This is a genomic window from Streptomyces sp. NPDC008313, from assembly GCF_042956125.1.
Lineage (GTDB): Bacteria > Actinomycetota > Actinomycetes > Streptomycetales > Streptomycetaceae > Streptomyces.
This window is the reverse complement of sequence record NZ_JBIBFR010000038.1, coordinates 1-17,811: the sequence shown is the minus strand read 5'-3', so window position 1 is coordinate 17,811 and position 17,811 is coordinate 1. Positions and strand designations below refer to the sequence as shown.

General features: G+C 73.3%; 13 protein-coding genes. 11 read left to right on the top strand and 2 right to left on the bottom strand.

Translation table 11 applies throughout. From position 1 onward, the window contains the following. Positions 1-333 precede the first annotated feature (333 nt). Positions 334-4,131, top strand: coding sequence for a glycosyltransferase (locus ACFY93_RS32860; RefSeq protein WP_391365578.1), 3,798 nt, complete (start codon positions 334-336; stop codon positions 4,129-4,131). After that, a complete protein-coding gene (locus ACFY93_RS32855; RefSeq protein WP_391365576.1) occupies positions 4,128-5,681 on the top strand; it encodes a DUF5719 family protein in 1,554 nt (517 codons plus the stop codon). The genes ACFY93_RS32860 and ACFY93_RS32855 overlap by 4 nt, the downstream gene beginning before the upstream one ends. Before the next feature lie 104 nt (positions 5,682-5,785). Here the strand turns inward: ACFY93_RS32855 and ACFY93_RS32850 are convergent, their stop codons facing one another. Then, positions 5,786-6,235 carry a metallopeptidase family protein gene (locus ACFY93_RS32850; protein ID WP_391365595.1) on the bottom strand — a complete coding sequence of 150 codons (450 nt, stop codon included), beginning with the start codon at positions 6,233-6,235 and terminating at the stop codon, positions 5,786-5,788. Positions 6,236-6,655: 420 nt separating this feature from the next. Between ACFY93_RS32850 and ACFY93_RS32845 the strand changes: the two genes are divergently transcribed. The 8 genes from ACFY93_RS32845 (at position 6,656) to ACFY93_RS32810 (ending at position 15,193) form a co-directional block, all read left to right on the top strand. Next, on the top strand, positions 6,656-7,081 hold the full coding sequence (locus tag ACFY93_RS32845) for a DUF3499 family protein (RefSeq protein WP_391365594.1): 426 nt from the start codon (positions 6,656-6,658) through the stop codon (positions 7,079-7,081). Positions 7,082-7,374: 293 nt separating this feature from the next. Continuing rightward, positions 7,375-8,736 (top strand): phosphomannomutase/phosphoglucomutase, encoded by a 1,362-nt coding sequence (locus tag ACFY93_RS32840; protein WP_391365574.1) that lies wholly within the window; start codon positions 7,375-7,377, stop codon positions 8,734-8,736. A gap of 240 nt (positions 8,737-8,976) precedes the next feature. Beyond that, positions 8,977-9,147, top strand: coding sequence for a Trm112 family protein (locus ACFY93_RS32835; protein ID WP_391365573.1), 171 nt, complete (start codon positions 8,977-8,979; stop codon positions 9,145-9,147). A gap of 30 nt (positions 9,148-9,177) precedes the next feature. Beyond that, on the top strand, positions 9,178-10,302 hold the full coding sequence (locus ACFY93_RS32830) for an SIS domain-containing protein (RefSeq protein WP_391365572.1): 1,125 nt from the start codon (positions 9,178-9,180) through the stop codon (positions 10,300-10,302). 118 nt (positions 10,303-10,420) lie between these two features. After that, positions 10,421-11,572 (top strand): mannose-6-phosphate isomerase, class I, encoded by a 1,152-nt coding sequence (manA, locus tag ACFY93_RS32825; RefSeq protein WP_391365571.1) that lies wholly within the window; start codon positions 10,421-10,423, stop codon positions 11,570-11,572. Between the two features lie 90 nt (positions 11,573-11,662). Continuing rightward, positions 11,663-12,640 (top strand): cation diffusion facilitator family transporter, encoded by a 978-nt coding sequence (locus ACFY93_RS32820; RefSeq protein WP_391365570.1) that lies wholly within the window; start codon positions 11,663-11,665, stop codon positions 12,638-12,640. A gap of 376 nt (positions 12,641-13,016) precedes the next feature. Continuing rightward, the gene (ahcY, locus tag ACFY93_RS32815) at positions 13,017-14,474 is read left to right on the top strand and encodes an adenosylhomocysteinase (RefSeq protein ID WP_391365569.1); all 1,458 of its coding nucleotides are present in this window, start codon (positions 13,017-13,019) and stop codon (positions 14,472-14,474) included. Between the two features lie 104 nt (positions 14,475-14,578). Further along, positions 14,579-15,193 (top strand): hypothetical protein, encoded by a 615-nt coding sequence (locus ACFY93_RS32810; protein ID WP_391365568.1) that lies wholly within the window; start codon positions 14,579-14,581, stop codon positions 15,191-15,193. A gap of 36 nt (positions 15,194-15,229) precedes the next feature. On the opposite strand, the gene ACFY93_RS32805 is transcribed toward ACFY93_RS32810, so the two are convergent. Then, the gene (locus ACFY93_RS32805) at positions 15,230-16,228 is read right to left on the bottom strand and encodes an RDD family protein (protein ID WP_391365567.1); all 999 of its coding nucleotides are present in this window, start codon (positions 16,226-16,228) and stop codon (positions 15,230-15,232) included. A gap of 137 nt (positions 16,229-16,365) precedes the next feature. Between ACFY93_RS32805 and ACFY93_RS32800 the strand changes: the two genes are divergently transcribed. Further along, the gene (locus tag ACFY93_RS32800) at positions 16,366-17,373 is read left to right on the top strand and encodes a stage II sporulation protein M (protein ID WP_391365566.1); all 1,008 of its coding nucleotides are present in this window, start codon (positions 16,366-16,368) and stop codon (positions 17,371-17,373) included. The last annotated feature ends 438 nt before the right edge of the window (positions 17,374-17,811 follow it).

Below are 17,811 nucleotides of genomic sequence, written 5' to 3'. Positions count from 1 at the left end.
ACCCGGCCCGCGGCATCCGGCATCCGGCGCCTGGCACCCGGCACGCGGCCGCGACCGCCGCCCGGGGAAGGCCCCGCCCCGAACAAGACCGTGCCGCCCGCACCCCTTGGCCGTCACCGGCCCCCCCGCACCGCCGCACGCGCACGCGCCCGTCGGCCGCCGACCAAACGGCGCACACCCGTACGTACCACCCCGCCCGGCGCCGAGGGGTTGTCCACAGGCGGCGGACCGCCGCCGAACCCAGCCGTTAGTGTGGGCCTCCGTCCGAGACGTCGCGCCGCCCTGAGGGCACGGACGTCCACCGCAGTCCATCGAACCGGGGCCCGTACCTCGATGTCCGTGCACAGCCATTCGGCAGCTCAACCCGACACTGCCGCACCCGAGTTCCCGCGCCACGTGGTGACCGCGGTGCTCGTCTCCCACGACGGCGCCCGCTGGCTGCCCGAAGCCCTCGCCGGGCTGCTCGGCCAGGAGCGTCCCGTACAGAACGCCGTGGCGGCCGACACCGGCAGTGCCGACGCCTCCGCCCAGCTGCTCACCGAGGCCCTCGGTGCCGACCGGGTCCTGCACCTGGCCCGGCGCACCGGCTTCGGCCAGGCCGTCGAGGAGGCCACCCGCACGGCAGGCGTGCTCACCCCGGACGACCTGCCCTATCTGAAGCGCCCCAGCGGCTGGGACCCCGCCACCCGCACCTGGCGCGACGACGCCTACGACATGCCGGACCTCCCGCACGGCGAGCCCGAGCAGTGGCTGTGGCTCCTGCACGACGACAGCGCGCCCGAACCGGACGCGCTGGCCCAGCTGCTGAGGGTCGTCGAGAACGAACGGGAGCTCGGCAAGGAGGTCGCCGTCGTCGGCCCCAAGCTGCGCGGCTGGTACGACCGCCGGCAGCTCCTGGAGGTCGGCGTCACGATCGCCAACAGCGGCCGCCGCTGGACCGGTCTCGACCGCCGGGAGCAGGACCAGGGCCAGCACGACCACGTCCACCCCGCCCTGTCCGTCTCCACCGCGGGCATGCTGATCCACCGCGACGTCTTCGAGGCGCTCGGCGGCTTCGACCGGCGGCTGCCCCTGATGCGCGACGACGTCGACCTGTGCTGGCGCGCCCAGGCCGCCGGCCACCGCGTCCTCGTCGCCCCCGACGCGGTCGTACGGCACGCCGAGGCCGCCTCCCGCGAGCGCCGCACCGTCGACTGCGTCGGCCGGACCTCCGCCTCCCCGCACAAGGTCGACAAGGCCGGCGCCGTCTACACCCTCCTCGTCAACGCCCGTACGGCGGCGCTGCCCTGGATCCTCGTCAGACTCGTCCTCGGCACCCTGCTGCGCACCCTCGCCTACCTCGTCGGCAAGGTCCCCGGACAGGCCGTCGACGAGATCCGCGGCCTCCTGGGGACCCTGCTGCGGCCCGAGCGCATCCTCGCCGGACGACGCAGACGCGGCACCCCGCAGGTCGGCAAGGACGAACTGCGCCCGCTGTTCCCGCCGCCCGGCGCGACCGTGCGGGCCACCGTCGAACAGGTCGCCGGGAACCTGGTGGGCCGCTCCGACGCCGAGGCCACCACCGGAGCCGGACGGCACGGCGGCGCCGTGGAGTCCGGCCCCGGGGGCGACGACGCCGACTTCCTGGAGATCGAGCAGTTCGCCCGGCTCAGGCGGGTCGCCCGCAAGCCCGGCCCGATGCTCCTCGTCGTCCTCCTGTTCGTCTCCCTCCTCGCCTGCCGCGAACTGCTCGGCGGCGGCGCCCTCGCGGGCGGCGCCCTGCTGCCCGCGCCCGCCGACGCCTCCGGGCTCTGGTCGCGCTACCTGGACGGCTGGCACCCGGTGGGCGCGGGCGGCACGCAGTCCGCGCCGCCGTACCTCGCGCTCGTCGCGCTGCTGTCCACCCTGCTGTTCGGCTCCACCGGGCTCGCGGTCACCGTCCTCCTGGTGGCCTCCGTGCCCCTGGCGGGCTTCGCCGCGTACTTCGCCTCGCGTCCCCTCGTCGAGTCGCGACTGCTGCGCGCCTGGGCGTCCGTCGCCTACGCCTTCCTGCCCGCCGCCACCGGCGCGCTCGCCGGCGGCCGCATCGGCACCGCAGTCCTCGCCGTCCTGCTGCCGCTCATCGCGCGCGCCGGTGTCGCCGCGAGCGGACTCGCGCACTCCTCCGGGGCGCGCGGAAGCTGGCGCGCGACCTGGGCGTACGCGCTCCTGCTGACGTTCGCCACCGCGTTCACGCCGATCGTGTGGCCCATCGCGCTGGTGCTCGGCATCGCCCTCCTGGTCGTGCGCCGGGGCGACCTCGTCGCCTACGGCCCGCGTTTCCTGGCCCAGCTCGGCACCCCGCTGCTGATGCTCGCGCCCTGGTCGCTGACGCTGCTCCCGTCCGGTTTCTTCACGGAGGCCGGTCTCGAGTACGGACAGAGCGTGGCCTCCGCCGTCGACCTGCTCGGCGCGAGCCCCGGCGGCCCCGGAACCGTCGACGGGCTCATGCTCATCGGCATCGTGCTGGCCGCGCTGGCCGCCCTGCTCCGCGGTGAGCGGCAGCGCGCGGTGTGGGCGGCCTGGGCCGTCGCCCTGACCGCCCTCGTCTTCGCCGTGCTCTCCAACGGCTCCACCTGGGCCGGGCCCGCCACCCTCGTCTACGGCATCGCCCTTCTCGCCGCCGCGGCCCTCGGAGCCGACGGCGCACGCGCGCGGGTGGCCGAACAGAGCTTCGGCTGGCGTCAGCCGGTGGCCGCGCTCATCGCGTTCGCCGCGGCGGCCGGGCCCCTGCTCGTCGCCGCCGGCTGGATGATCCGCGGCGCCGACGGCCCCGTGGAGCGCCGCGACCCGGTGCAGGTGCCCGCGTTCGTCGCCGAGGAGAGCGGCACCCGCGACCAGGCCCGCACCCTTGTCCTCGACAGCGACTCCGCGGCCCGGGTCGGCTACACCCTCGTACGCGGCTCTGGCGCCCGCCTCGGCGACGCCGAACTCGCGGCGGCGGGCGGCGGGAACAAGAGGCTCGACAAGGTCGTCGCCAACCTCGTCGCCGGTTCCGGGGCCGACCAGGCCGACCAGCTCGGTGGCTTCGCCGTCCGCTACGTGCTGGTCCGCAAGGGCGCGCCCCGCGAGGTCAGCCGCGTCCTGGACGCCACCCCGGGACTGAGCAGGCTCAGCCAGCAGGACGGCAGCGCCCTGTGGCGGGTGGACCGGCAGGTCTCGCGCGCCGCGGTCGTGCCCGAGTCCGGCGAGTCGCTGCCCATCGCCGCGGGCCCCGTCGAGCTGCACACCACGATCCCCTCCGGCGCCGCGGGCCGCGTCCTGCGCCTCGCCGACACCGCCGTCGAGGGCTGGACCGCCACCCTCGACGGCAAGCCGCTCACCCGGACCACGCTGGACGGCTGGGCGCAGGGCTTCGAACTGCCCGCCGAGGGCGGCCGGCTGGACGTCACCTTCGACGCCCCGATCGGCCACACCGGCTGGCTGTGGGCCCAGGGCGCGCTCGCCGTCGTCCTGGTGGTGCTCGCCCTGCCGGGCCGGCGCCGGGACGTCGACGACGACCTGCCGGAGGAGCCGGTCGCGGTGGCGGCCCAGGACGTCACCGGCGACGGCCGCCGCGCCCGCCGTCTGCGCGCCCAGGCGGAGGCCGAGCAGGCAGCCGCGCAGGACCTCGACGCGCCCCCCGCCGAGGAGGAGCCCGGCCGGGCCCCCGCGGCCACCGGCGGAATCCCGCGACAGCAGTCCTACGACGAGTGGAACGCGCCGGAGCCCGCGGGCGCCGCCTACGACACGTACGGCGGCGAGCAGTACCAGGGCACCGGCCCGGGCGAGCCGGACGGCACGGCCGGTCCCGGTGACCCCGTAACCCAGCAGTACCCGGCGGACGCCTACGGGCAGCCGTACCAGGCGGACCCGTACGCGACCGGCGCGTCCTACCAGGCCCAGGCGGACCCGTACCAGGCTGACCCGTACCAGGCCGGCGCGTACGAGCCGTACGCGTACGGGGACACCACGGCGTACGACCCGGGCTACGACGGGACCCAGCAGTACGACCCCGCGTACGACCCGACGTACACGCAGGGCTACGGCGCGTACGACCCGGCGCGGCAGCAGGTACCGCCCGAGCCGCCCCACGGCACCGACAGTGAGCGCCCCGACGGGAGCCAGCAGTGAACCGCACGACCGTGTCCCTGATCGCCGGCGTGACCGCGCTCGCCGCCGTCACCGGATTCGCCGCGCTCGACGGGCCCGGGAACTCCGGCGGCACGACCGCGCAGGCGGCCACGCGGCTGCCCGTGGAGCGCAGCAGCCTGCTCTGCCCGGCCCCCAGCACCTCGGACCTCGCCGAGACCGCGTACACGTCCTTCACGCCCGTCTCGAAGGGCACGGGCAGCAGCGGCAAGGCCCAACTCGTGGCCGCGTCCCAGGGATCGGCGGACGACGCGGGTGACGAGGACGAGAAGGACAGCGGCAAGGGCGGTAAGAGCGACAAGGGCGACAAGGGGGACGAGAAGGGCGGGAGCGGCGCCGCCAAGCCCGTGCTGGCGTCCAAGGAGCCCGGCACGCCCGTCACCACGGACGACTCGGGCGCGGAGTCGCCCGCCCTCATCGGTACCGCCGAGGGCAGGTTCGCGCCCGGCTGGACCGTCCAGCAGACCACCGAGGTCGCCGCGGGCACGGGCAGGGGCCTGCTCGGAACCAACTGCACCGCCCCGGACACCGAGTTCTGGTTCCCCGGTGCCGGCACGGCCGACGACCGCACCGACTACGTGCACCTGACCAACCCGGACGACTCCGCCGCCGTGGTCGACATCGAGCTGTACGGCAAGGACGGCGCCCTCAAGTCGACCGTGGGCGAGGGCATCCAGGTCAAGCCGCACGCGAGCGAGGCGCTCCTGCTGTCCACGCTCACCGACAAGCCGCAGACCGACCTCACGGTGCACGTGAGCGTCCGCAGCGGCCGGGTCGCGGCCGCCGTCCAGGCCCTGGACGACAAGCTCGGCGGGGACTGGCTCGCCGCCTCCGCGGACCCCGCGGACCGTCTCGTCCTGCCCGGCATCCCGAAGGACGCCACGTCCGTGCGCCTGGTCGCCTTCGCGCCCGGCGACTCCGACGCCGACCTCGAGGTGCGCCTCGCGCTGCCGTCCGGAGACATCACCCCCGCGGGCCACGAGACGCTGCACGTGAAGTCCCGTATGACCACCGCGATCGACCTCGGTGACGTCACGCGCGGAGAGCCGGGCTCCCTGGTGCTGACGCCCGGTGAGAGCACGGTCCCGGTCGTGGCCGCCCTGCGGATCGTGCGGGGCAAGGGCGACAAGCAGGAGACGGCGTTCATCCCGGCGACCCGCCCGGTCGGCACCCGCGCGTCGGTCACCGACAACCGCGCCAAGGGAACCACCCTGTCCCTGGTCGCTCCCTCCGGCACCGCCAAGGTCAGGGTCAGCGCCTCCGCCGGCACCGAGGGCGGCAAGGCGGCGACCAGGACGTACGTGATCAAGGGCGGTACGACCCAGAGCGTCGAGGTGCCGGTCCCGAGCGGCCTCAAGGGCACGTACGCGCTGACGGTGGAATCACTGTCCGGAGGCCCCGTGTACGCCTCCCGGACGCTCGCCGTCCCCGACGGGGGCGTGCCCGCGTTCACGGTGCAGACCCTCCCGGACGACCGGGGCACGGTGGCGGTGCCGGAGGCGGAGCAGGATCTGTCGGTGCTGCAGAAGTAGCCGGTGGGGCGGGGGCCGGGCGATCGACCCCCGCCCCACCGGCATCAGCCCCACCCGGCGTCGGTCCCTGACCCGCCCGGCATCGGCCCCCGCCCTGGCCGGGGTCAGTCCTCGCCGTACCGGGGGTCCACGGTCTCCGGCGTGAGGCCCAGGAGTTCCGCGACCTGTTCCACGACCACCTCGTGCACCAGGGCGGCGCGTTCGTCGCGCCCCTTGGTGCGGATCTCCACCGGGCGGCGGTAGACGACCACCCGCGCGGGCCGGCCCTCGCGCGAGGGCATGGTGCCGCCCAGGGGGACCGGTTCGTCGGACCAGGCCTCACCCGGAGCGTCGAGACGGGGCACCTCGAGGACCAGGAAGTCGATCTCGGCGAGCTGCGGCCAGCGCCGCTCCAGTCGCTCCACGGAGTCCTGCACGAGATCGGCGAACACCTCGGCGCGGCTCGCGGAGAGCGGCACCTGGGGCGGCGCGACAGGGCCGCGCATCCCTCTTCCGTGGCGGTCACGACGGCGGGGCCCGGGTGCGGCGGCGGGGGGCGGTACGGGGTTGTCCATCACCGACGAAGCGTAGTCCTCACCGCCCGTGAGGGGTGTCTGACACAGGCCCGCGGCGTCGCGGTGTCAGACACCCCCCAGGCGCCCGGTGCCCACGCGGCGCCGGACCCCTGCCGCCCGGACCGTTCCGGGTCGGCCATCCGGCGTACACGGTGACCGGTGGTCCGGCCTGCCCGCCCGCCGGTGTCCGGGCGTCAATCGATGCCCACGTCGTGTCACTCGATGACCGTTCCAGCCAAGTTGGGCTTGATTTCGTTTCCCTCCTTGACCGTTTAACTCCCGGCAATTGACGGTGTTTGCACCACTCGGTGACCGGATCCGGCCCCTCCCCTTGGCGCGTCCCGGACCGTCGCACCAGGTCAGCCAAGTGGCCCAGGACAGCGATGTGGGCCGTCTCACAGCACGACACGGGGGAGTGACCTGGGGGAGAGTCGTCGCGGCCCGCTCAAGAGTGCGGTACCGTCCAACGTCGTGAGCCTTGTACGTCGCTGTTCGCGCACCGCTTGCGGCCGTCCCGCCGTCGCGACGCTGACGTACGTCTACGCCGACTCGACAGCGGTCCTCGGCCCGCTCGCCACCTACGCCGAACCCCACTGCTACGACCTGTGCGCCGAGCACTCCGAGCGCCTCACCGCCCCCCGCGGCTGGGAGGTCGTGCGTCTCGCCGACAGCGCGGGCCCCGCCCGTCCCAGCGGCGACGACCTCGAAGCCCTCGCCAACGCCGTGCGCGAGGCGGCCCGTCCGCAGCAGCGCACCGCCGAGGCCGGCGGCGGCGCCCGTACGGCCGACCCCCGCGAGGTCGCGCGCCGCGGCCATCTCCGGGTGCTGCGCTCACCGGACAGCTGAGTCCCGCCTCCCGCCCGCCCCGGCCACGCGTGAACGGGCCGCGGCGGTCACCGAGTCGAGCCCGCCGTCCGCACAGCCCGTGAGTCCACACCGCCCCTGAGTCCCCACCACCCCTGAGTCCGGCCCGGACCCGTGCCGCCCGGACCGATCCCGTCCGGACCGGACCGGCCCCCGTGACCAGGCCGCCTCGCGCCGTCCCGGGCACGTTCGGCGCCGCAGTGCGGACGGTCGGGCCTGACAGGTCGTCCGGCGGGTAGTTTGGGGACACCGAATGGACTCCAGGAAGGCTGGCCGTGGCTGCTGATCTGTCGCAGATCGTGAAGGCGTACGACGTACGCGGGGTGGTCCCGGACCAGTGGGACGAGCCGCTCGCCGAGCTGTTCGGCGCCGCGTTCGCCCAGGTGACCGGTGCCGAGGCGATCGTGATCGGGCACGACATGCGGCCCTCCTCGCCCGGCCTCTCCCGCGCCTTCGCACGCGGCGCGGCGGCGTGCGGCGTCGACGTCACCGAGATCGGGCTCTGCTCGACGGACCAGCTGTACTACGCCTCGGGCGCGTTCGGCCTGCCGGGCGCCATGTTCACGGCCTCGCACAATCCGGCCAAGTACAACGGCATCAAGATGTGCCGCGCGGGCGCCGCCCCGGTCGGCCAGGACACCGGCCTGGGCGAGATCCGCGAACTCGTAGAGTCCTGGGCCGAGTCCGGCGCACCGGACACCGGCGCCGAACCGGGGACGATCACCAGCCGGGACACGCTGGAGGACTACGCGGCGCATCTGCGCGGCCTCGCCGACCTGACCTCCATCCGGCCCCTGAAGGTCGTCGTCGACGCGGGCAACGGCATGGGCGGGCACACCGTCCCCACCGTCTTCGCCGGGCTGCCGCTGGACGTCGTCCCGATGTACTTCGAGCTGGACGGCACCTTCCCGAACCACGAGGCCAACCCGCTCGACCCGAAGAACATCGTCGACCTCCAGGAGCGGGTGCGCGCGGAGGGCGCCGACCTCGGCATCGCCTTCGACGGCGACGCCGACCGCTGCTTCGTCGTCGACGAGAACGGCGACCCCGTCTCGCCGTCCGCGATCACCGCCCTGGTCGCCTCCCGGGAGCTCGCCAAGCACGGCGGCGGCACCGTCATCCACAACCTGATCACGTCCTGGTCGGTCCCCGAGGTCGTCCGGGAGAACGGCGGCACCCCCGTCCGCACCCGCGTCGGCCACTCCTTCATCAAGGCCGAGATGGCCTCGTCGGGAGCGATCTTCGGCGGCGAGCACTCCGCCCACTACTACTTCCGCGACTTCTGGAACGCCGACACGGGCATGCTCGCCGCCCTGCACGTCCTCGCCGCGCTCGGCGGCCAGGACGGCACACTGTCCGCCCTCGTCGACCAGTACGACCGGTACGCCGGGTCGGGCGAGATCAACTCCACCGTCGACGACCAGGCGGGCCGCCTGGCGGCGATCAAGGCGGCGTACGAGGGCCGTGACGGCGTCACCCTCGACGAGCTCGACGGCCTGACCGTCACCGCCGAGGACTGGTGGTTCAACGTCCGCCCCTCCAACACGGAGCCACTGCTGCGCCTCAACGTGGAGGCCCGGGACGAGGCGACCATGGCCAAGGCCCGCGACGAGGCCCTGGCGATCATCAGGGGCTGAGCCCCGGCGCGGACGCCGACGCGCACGCGGCCGGCCGCACACCGCCGGCCGCGCCCCGGGGCCACCGGCCCGCGCCGGGGCCACCGGCCCGCGCCGGGGCCACCGGCCCGCGCCGGGGCCACCGGCCCGCGCCGGGGCCACCGGCCCGCGCCGGGGCCGCCGGGCCCGCCGCCCCGGCCCCAGCGGCGGTACGCTGACCAGGCCGCATCCACGCACTTCCGTCTCCCGAAGGGACCCCTCATGCCGCTCGAAGCCGGCCTCCTGGAGATCCTCGCCTGCCCGGCCTGCCACGCCCCCCTCACGGAGGAGGAGAGCGAGCTGGTCTGCACCGGCCAGGGCTGCGGCCTCGCGTACCCCGTCCGGGACGGCATCCCCGTACTCCTCGTCGACGAAGCCCGTCGCCCCGAGTAACGACGAACCGGCGATCGGAGACTGCCGCCCATGCTCGACGAATCGCTGCTCGACGCCCCGGAGGCACTCGCCGGGGCGGACCGCCGCGGTCTGCTCCGCGGCGCCGCCGAGGCGGGCGCCCGCGTGCGCACGGCCGCCCGGCACGCCGCCGAGGCGGGCGTCGCGACCCTCAGGCCGGACGGGCGGCCCCGCGCCGTCCTGATCGCGGGCCCCGGCGCCGCCGCCGGATGCGTGGCCGACCTGCTCGGCACCCTCGCCGGCGCCGGCTGCCCCGTCATCCGGCTGGCCCCCACCGGCGTCGCCCCCGCGGCCGGCGCCCTGCGCTGGGAGCTGCCCGGCTGGGCGGGCTCCGTGGACCTGCTGCTCGTCGCCACGCCCGACGGCAGCGAGCCGGGCCTCGCCCTCCTGGTCGAACAGGCGTACAGGCGCGGCTGTTCGGTCGTCGCCGTGGCCCCCGGAAGCACACCGGTCACCGAGGCCGTGGACGGCGCGCACGGCCTCTTCCTGCCGATGGCGACCGCCCCGTACGAGCAGGACGAGCCCGTGGGGTCCGCCCCCGGCGTCCTGTGGGCGCTGCTCACCCCGCTGCTCGCGCTCCTCGACCGCACCGGCCTGCTCACGGCACCGCCCGAGGCCCTGCAGAAGGTCGCCGACCGCCTCGACCACGTCGCCGAGCGCTGCGGCCCGGCCATCGCGACGTACAGCAACCCCGCCAAGACCCTCGCCGTCGAGCTCGCCGAGGCGTTGCCCGTCATCTGGACCGAGGGACACTCCGCGGGCCCCACCGGCCGCCGCTTCGCCGCCGCCATCGCCGAGCTCGCGGGCCGCCCCGGGCTCACCGCCGAACTCCCCGAGGCCCTCACCTTCCACAGCACGCTGCTGGCCGGGGCGCTGGCCGCCGGCGCCGACCCCGACGACTTCTTCCGTGACCGTGTCGAGGAGGCCCAGGCCCTGCACGCCCGGGTGGTGCTGCTCCGCGACCGCCCGGCCGGAGGACTCACCGCCGCGCCCGCCGCCCGCGAACTGGCCCTCGGCCACGACACCGCGATCAGCGAACTCGAACCCGAGGAAGGCAGCGAACTCGAGACCCTCGCCGAGCTGATCGCCGTCACGGATTTCGCCGCCGTTTACCTGGCGCTCGCCTCGACGGCCTGACCTGGACCCCACCCCGGGCGGCCGTCGGCCCGCCGCGACGCACCCCGCGCCCCCGCGCGGGCCCGCCGACGCCTGGTGACCAGCGCCAGCCGAGCAGCGTACGTACGGAGAAGGACACATGGACCGCCTCGACAACACCGTCCGCCCCTACGCCTGGGGCTCGACCACCGCCATCCCGGGGCTGCTCGGCGTCGAGCCGACCGGCGAACCGCAGGCGGAGATGTGGATGGGCGCCCACCCCGGCGCCCCCTCGCGGACCGGCCGCGGCACCCTCGCCGAGGTCATCGGCGCGGACCCCGGGCGGGAGCTGGGACGGGCCGCGGTCGCCCGGTTCGGCCCGCGGCTGCCGTTCCTGCTGAAGATCCTCGCCGCCGGCGCGCCCCTCTCCCTCCAGGTCCACCCCGACCTGGAGCAGGCCAGGGAGGGATACGACGACGAGCAGCGGCGCGGCATCCCGATCGACGCGCCGCACCGCAACTACAAGGACGCCAACCACAAACCCGAACTGATCTGCGCCCTGACGGAGTTCGACGGGCTGTGCGGCTTCCGCGCCCCCGGCGAGGCCGCCGGGCTCCTCGCCGGCCTGGAGGTCGACTCCCTCAAGCCGTACGTCGACCTGCTGCACGCCCACCCCGAGGACGCCGCGCTGCGCGAGGTACTGACGGCGCTGCTGACCGCCGACCCCGACGAGATGGCCCGCACGGTCACCGAGGCGGCTGCCGCCTGCACCCGTCTCGGCGGCGCCTACGCCCCGTACGCCGGCCTCGCCCGCCACTACCCGGGCGACCCCGGCGTGATCGCGGCGATGCTCCTCAACCACGTGCGGCTGCAGCCCGGCGAGGCCATGTTCCTGGGCGCCGGAGTACCGCACGCCTACCTGACCGGACTCGGCGTCGAGATCATGGCCAACTCCGACAACGTCCTGCGCTGCGGCCTCACCCCCAAGCACGTCGACGTCCCCGAACTGCTGCGCGTCGTCCGCTTCGAGGCGAGCGACCCGAACGTCCTGCGCCCGGAGGCCTCGGCCGACGGCGAGGAGGTCTACGAGACCCCCATCGACGAGTTCCGCCTCTCCCGGTACGTCCTGCCCGAGGGCGCGGGCGCCCACGACCTCACGCTCGGCACCCCGCAGATCCTGCTGTGCACGGCGGGTTCCGTACGGGTCGGCGACCTCGACCTGGTCCCCGGCGGATCGGTCTTCGTCCCGGCGGGTGAGAAAGCCGAAGTGTCCGGTGCGGGGACGGTGTTCCGGGCCACTGTGGTGGCCTGACGCGGCGTCGCCCGAAGGGGCTGCAACAATGACCCACTGGCAAAAGGCAGGCAAAGCCCTGGACGGCGTACGAAGGGACACCTCGACTACATGAGCGCGTCAGGCGGCAGTAAAGCGATCATGGCGGCACTCGGCGCCAACCTCGCGATCGCTGCATCGAAATTCGTGGCGTTCCTCTTCAGCGGCTCGTCCTCGATGCTCGCGGAATCCGTGCACTCGCTCGCCGACTCGGGCAACCAGGCCCTGCTGCTGCTCGGCGGCAAGAAGGCCCAGCGCGAGGCGACCCCGCAGCACCCCTTCGGCTACGGCCGCGAGCGCTACATCTACGCCTTCCTCGTCTCCATCGTCCTCTTCTCGGTCGGCGGCATGTTCGCGATCTACGAGGGCTACGAGAAGATCAAGCACCCGCACGAGCTGGAGCACTGGTACTGGCCGGTGGGCGTGCTGGTCTTCGCGATCATCGCCGAGGGCTTCTCCTTCCGCACCGCCATAAAGGAGTCCGACCCCCTGCGCGGCGACCTCTCCTGGACGGAGTTCGTCCGCCGCGCCAAGGCCCCCGAGCTGCCGGTCGTCCTCCTGGAGGACTTCGGCGCGCTCGTCGGTCTGGTCCTCGCGCTCGGCGGCGTCGGCATGGCCCTGCTCACGGGCGACGGCGTCTGGGACGGCATCGGCACCCTCTGCATCGGTGTCCTGCTCATCCTGATCGCCCTCGTCCTGGCCGCGGAGACCAAGTCCCTGCTGCTCGGCGAGGCAGCCGGCACACAAGAGGTCAAGAAGATCGAGACCGCGATCGTGGACGGCGACAAGGTCACCGGCATCATCCACATGCGCACCCTCCACCTGGGCCCGGAGGAGCTGCTGATCGCCGCCAAGATCGCGGTCCGGCACGACGACACGGCCGCCGAGGTCGCCTCCGCCATCGACGCCGCGGAGGCCCGCATCCGCGCGGCCGTCCCCATCGCCCGCGTCATCTATCTGGAGCCGGACATCTACAGCGACACCGAGGCGGCTCGGGGCGCGGACCGCGAGGCCACGCCCGGCGGCCCGTCCGCGGCTCCCGGCCACTGACCGCCCGCCACACCCCCAGCAGGGCCCCGCCGAACAGGCGGGGCCCTGCTGTTTCCCCCCGCCCCCGCTCCCGCCCCCGCTGGCTCACCGCAGCGATCGGTCCGCACATCGTCCAGAATCCGGCCCCGCCCCGCCGCCCGGCCGGGAGGCGGACTGGGGAGGGCGGTCCGCCCGGTGTAGCTTGGTGACTGAGCCAGACGTCGCTGCTGATGGCGGTCGGGCGGTCCCACCGCGGACCGGCCGAGGGAGAGAGGGCCTCCGACGGACTGCGCCGCGCGCGCCGGGGCACTCATGTGCCCCGCTCCGGGCACCCCTGCCCGGCCGCTGCGCAGTTGAGCCGTACCCACCTCGCCCCAACCCCGAGGAGCAGCCCGACATGACGACTGTCGACAGCCGACAGGACTTCAAGGTCGCCGACCTCTCCCTGGCCGACTTCGGCCGCAAGGAGATCACCCTCGCCGAGCACGAGATGCCCGGCCTGATGTCGATCCGCAAGGAGTACGCCGAGGCGCAGCCCCTCGCCGGCGCCCGGATCACCGGTTCCCTGCACATGACCGTGCAGACCGCCGTGCTCATCGAGACCCTGGCCGCCCTGGGCGCCGAGGTCCGCTGGGCCTCCTGCAACATCTTCTCCACGCAGGACCACGCGGCCGCCGCCATCGCGGTCGGCCCGAACGGCACGCCCGACAACCCCCAGGGCATCCCGGTCTTCGCCTGGAAGGGCGAGACCCTGGAGGAGTACTGGTGGTGCACGGAGCAGGCTCTGACCTGGCCGAACACCCCCACCGGCGGCCCGAACATGATCCTCGACGACGGCGGCGACGCCACCCTCCTCGTCCACAAGGGCGTCGAGTACGAGAAGGACGGCAAGGTCCCCTCCCTCGACACCGCCGAGTCCGACGAGCACCGCGTCGTCCTCGAAGTGCTGCACCGCACCATCACCGAGGGCTCGCGGAAGTGGACGCAGCTCGCCTCCGAGATCCGTGGCGTCACCGAGGAGACCACGACCGGTGTGCACCGTCTCTACGAGATGCACCGCGACGGCACCCTCCTGTTCCCGGCGATCAACGTGAACGACGCCGTCACCAAGTCGAAGTTCGACAACAAGTACGGCTGCCGCCACTCCCTGATCGACGGCATCAACCGGGCCACCGACGTCCTGATCGGCGGCAAGACCGCCGTCGTCTGCGGCTACGGCGACGTGGGCAAGGGTTGCGCGGAGTCCCTGCGCGGACAGGGCGCCCGCGTGATCATCACCGAGATCGACCCGATCTGCGCGCTCCAGGCGGCGATGGACGGCTACCAGGTCACGACGCTCGACGAGGTCGTCGGCCAGGCCGACATCTTCGTCACCACGACGGGCAACAAGGACATCATCATGGCCTCGGACATGGCCAAGATGAAGCACCAGGCGATCGTCGGCAACATCGGCCACTTCGACAACGAGATCGACATGGCCGGCCTCGCCAAGATCCCCGGCATCGTCAAGGACGAGGTCAAGCCACAGGTCCACACCTGGACCTTCCCCGACGGCAAGGTCCTCATCGTGCTGTCCGAGGGCCGCCTGCTGAACCTGGGCAACGCCACCGGTCACCCGTCCTTCGTGATGTCCAACTCGTTCGCGGACCAGACCCTGGCCCAGATCGAGCTGTTCACCAAGCAGTCCGAGTACCCGACCGACGTCTACGTGCTGCCCAAGCACCTCGACGAGAAGGTCGCCCGGCTGCACCTCGCCTCGCTCGGAGTGAAGCTCACGACGCTCCGCCCCGAGCAGGCCGCGTACATCGGCGTGGAGGTCGAGGGCCCGTACAAGTCGGACCACTACCGTTACTGAGCCGCGCGCACTTCTCAGCAGCAGGTCCAAGGCAGGCCCCCGCACCCCCGTGACGGGGGCCTGCCCCTTGCCGGACCGGACCCGGAAGACTACCCAGGACCCCCATGCCCCGCGGCCGATATTCGCTTCATGACCCGCACGACCACACCCCCCTCGGTGAAGAGCACTTCCACTGCGCCCCCGGTCCCTCCGGCTGGCGCTACGTCTCGCAGCTGACCACCCCCACCGGCGATCACGCCGGCTCCGTCGACCTCGCCCTCGACGAACTCGGCCGCCCCATCCGTCTCGAACTGAACGCCGCGAGCTGGCAGGTCCGCGGCGCCGCACTCGACGGCGTCACCTGGGTCCGCACCGACCCCACCGGTGCCCATGCCACCGAAGGCAACGTCCGCGCCCACGCCTTCACCGGCACATCCCCCGCGTTCCTCGTCGCCACCGCACGTCTCCTGCGCCTCACCCCCGATGCCTCCTCGACGCGTGTACGCCTCGTCGCCTTCACGGACCCGGTCCTCGCCCCCCGCACCCTCGACCAGTCGTGGGCGCTGATGAAGAGAGAAGCACACGCCACTGACAACGGCCCCCTGACCGTGGACGAATACCAGGTCACAGCGCTCGACACGGGTGAGCAGCACACCGTCCACCTCGCCGGTGACGTGGTGCTGGCGGCCCCCGGCGTCGAGCTGGAGGACCTCGAATCCCCGCCCTCGGCGTTCACCTGACGGCACACGGCACGGCACCCGGCTCGGCGGGAACGCTCACGCGGGCGGCGCGAACCCCGTGGAGGGACCGCCGCCCCGCTCGTCCCGCGGCGGCCGGACAGGGCCCCCCGGCCCGTACGGCGACGACTGCGGAAACGTCGGCTGGGGAGACATCGGCTCAGGGAACGGCGGCTGTGGCGAGACCGGCCGCGGTGGCAGCGGCACCGGTGGCGGGAAGGCCGTCGGGGGCGCGTAGGGCGGCACGGCCAGGGGACCGGGTGAGGGCGGCCCGGGATGCCGCGCCGCCTGCCAGGCGAAAGCGCGCCGCGCCTCCCGTACCTGCCGCTCCTGCATCACGGCCGCCAGATACGCGGCCGCCGGAATGCCGTAGGGCGCCGGGGTGCCGGTCCGCGCCGTGAGGTCGCCTGCGAGCCGCTCCGCCATCGCCGCGCCGACCTGCGGGTCCAGCTGTTGCAAACGCGTCAGGTACTGCCGGACCGCGAGCCACAGCCCGTCCGGGACCGCCGACAGATCGAGAGCGGAGAACCGCCCCGCCAGCCAGGGAGGCGGCGGAGGCACGAAGGACGTCCGTCCGGCCGGAACCCTCTCCCGTACGACGAGGGTCCCCGCGAACACGTCGCCGAGCCGCCGGCCCCGGGCCGACACGAGGGAGGCGATGCACGCGACGACCCCGAACGTCATCAGGATCTCGACCAGCCCGACCGCGCCCCGCACCAGCGCGTGCCGGAACCTGATCGGGCCACCGTCGTCCCGCACCACCCGCAGCCCGCACGCCAGCTTCCCCAGCGAACGCCCGTGACTGAGCGTCTCCACCGCGATCGGCCCGCCCACCAGAACGAGCAGGAAAGCCGCGACCGACACCGCCAGCTGCGCCGCCTCGTCCAGCGCGGCCGTGGCAGCCAGCAGGGCGATCGTGACCACCACATAGGCGACGACCGTCACCACCAGATCCAGCAGCACGGCCAGGGCACGGCTCGGCAGCTTCGCGGGGCGCAGCTCCAGCGCTACCGCCTCGCCCGTCACTAGCTCACTCACGCCTGCCGTCCTTCCCCTGATCCGCCCGGGGCCTGACCTGCTCCGAACAGGGTCAGTCTGCCAAGCTGAGGACGCATCGCGCCCCAGTACGACAAGCTGATACTCAACGCCGAGCAGCCGGAGGAGCAGCCCACCCGATGGACCTCGACGTCTTCGTCTCCAGGCACCGCGCCGAATGGGACCGCCTCGACGCGCTCCTGCGCCGCCGGCGCCGCCTCGACGGAGCCGAAGCCGACGAACTGATCGCCCTCTACCAGCGCGCCGCCACCCATCTCTCGCTGATCCAGTCCAGCGCCCCCGACCCGCAGCTGACCGGCCGGCTCAGCCTGCTCGTGGCACGCGCGCGCAGTGCCGTGACGGGCACCCGCCGCGCCTCCTGGCGTGATGTCACCCGGTTCCTGACCCACGGGTTCCCCGCGGCGGTCTACCGCTCGCGCCACTGGTGGGTGCCGACGGCTCTCGTCTCCATCGTGGTCCCCGCCCTCCTGGGCTGGTGGATCGGCACGCATCCGGAAGTCCAGTCGTCCATCGCGGCCCCCGCGGAACTGCGCGAGCTGACCCGTCCGGGCGGCGAGTACGAGACCTACTACTCCAGTCACCCTGCCGCGTCCTTCGCGGCCCAGGTCTGGACGAACAACGCCCAGGCCGCCGCGATGTGCCTGGTCCTGGGCGTCTTCCTCGGCATACCCGTCCTGTGGATCCTCTTCCAGAACATGCTCAACCTCGGTGTCGGCATCGGCCTGATGTCCTCGGCCGGCCGCCTGGACACCTTCCTGGGCCTGGTCCTGCCCCACGGCCTCCTGGAGCTGACGGCTGTCTTCGTGGCCGCGGGTACGGGACTGAGGCTGGGCTGGACCCTGATCGACCCCGGGCCGCGTTCCCGGCGTTCGGCGCTCGCCGAGGAGGGCCGCGCCGCTCTCGGCATGGCGATGGGCCTGGCCCTGGTCCTCTTCGTCTCCGGAGCCATCGAAGGGTTCGTCACCCCGTCCGGCCTGCCGACCTGGGCCCGCATCGGCATCGGAATCGCGGCCGAACTGGCCTTTCTCGCGTACGTGTATGTCCTCGGCGGACGCGCCGCCCGGGCCGGCGACACGGGTGACGTCGAGGAGTCCGAGCGCAGCGCGGGCGTGCCGACGGCCGCCTGATGTGCGTGCACCCCCGCTGAGCTGCTAGTCTCCTCTTCGCCCCACGGGAGCCGTTGACACGGGTCACGCGGGGAGGTAGATTCGAACAGTTGCCTAGAACTGGACATGTCCGGTGGTGGCAGTTAGTCTCTGCCTGCTTCCTGGAATTCGATTCCCGAGAAGCCACTTCCCGATTACTCAGGAATGAACAGCCGGTCAGACCGGCCGAAAACTTCTGATAAAGTCGGAAACGCCGAAAGAGAGCCGAAAGGCAATCGCAGAGGCAACCGGCCTTTCAACGGCCGCCGGATACAAACTCCGAACCGGAAACGGAACGGAAAACGGATCTGGTAGAGTTGAAAACGCAAGACCGAAGGGAAGCGCCCGGAGGAAAGCCCGAGAGGGTGAGTACAAAGGAAGCGTCCGTTCCTTGAGAACTCAACAGCGTGCCAAAAATCA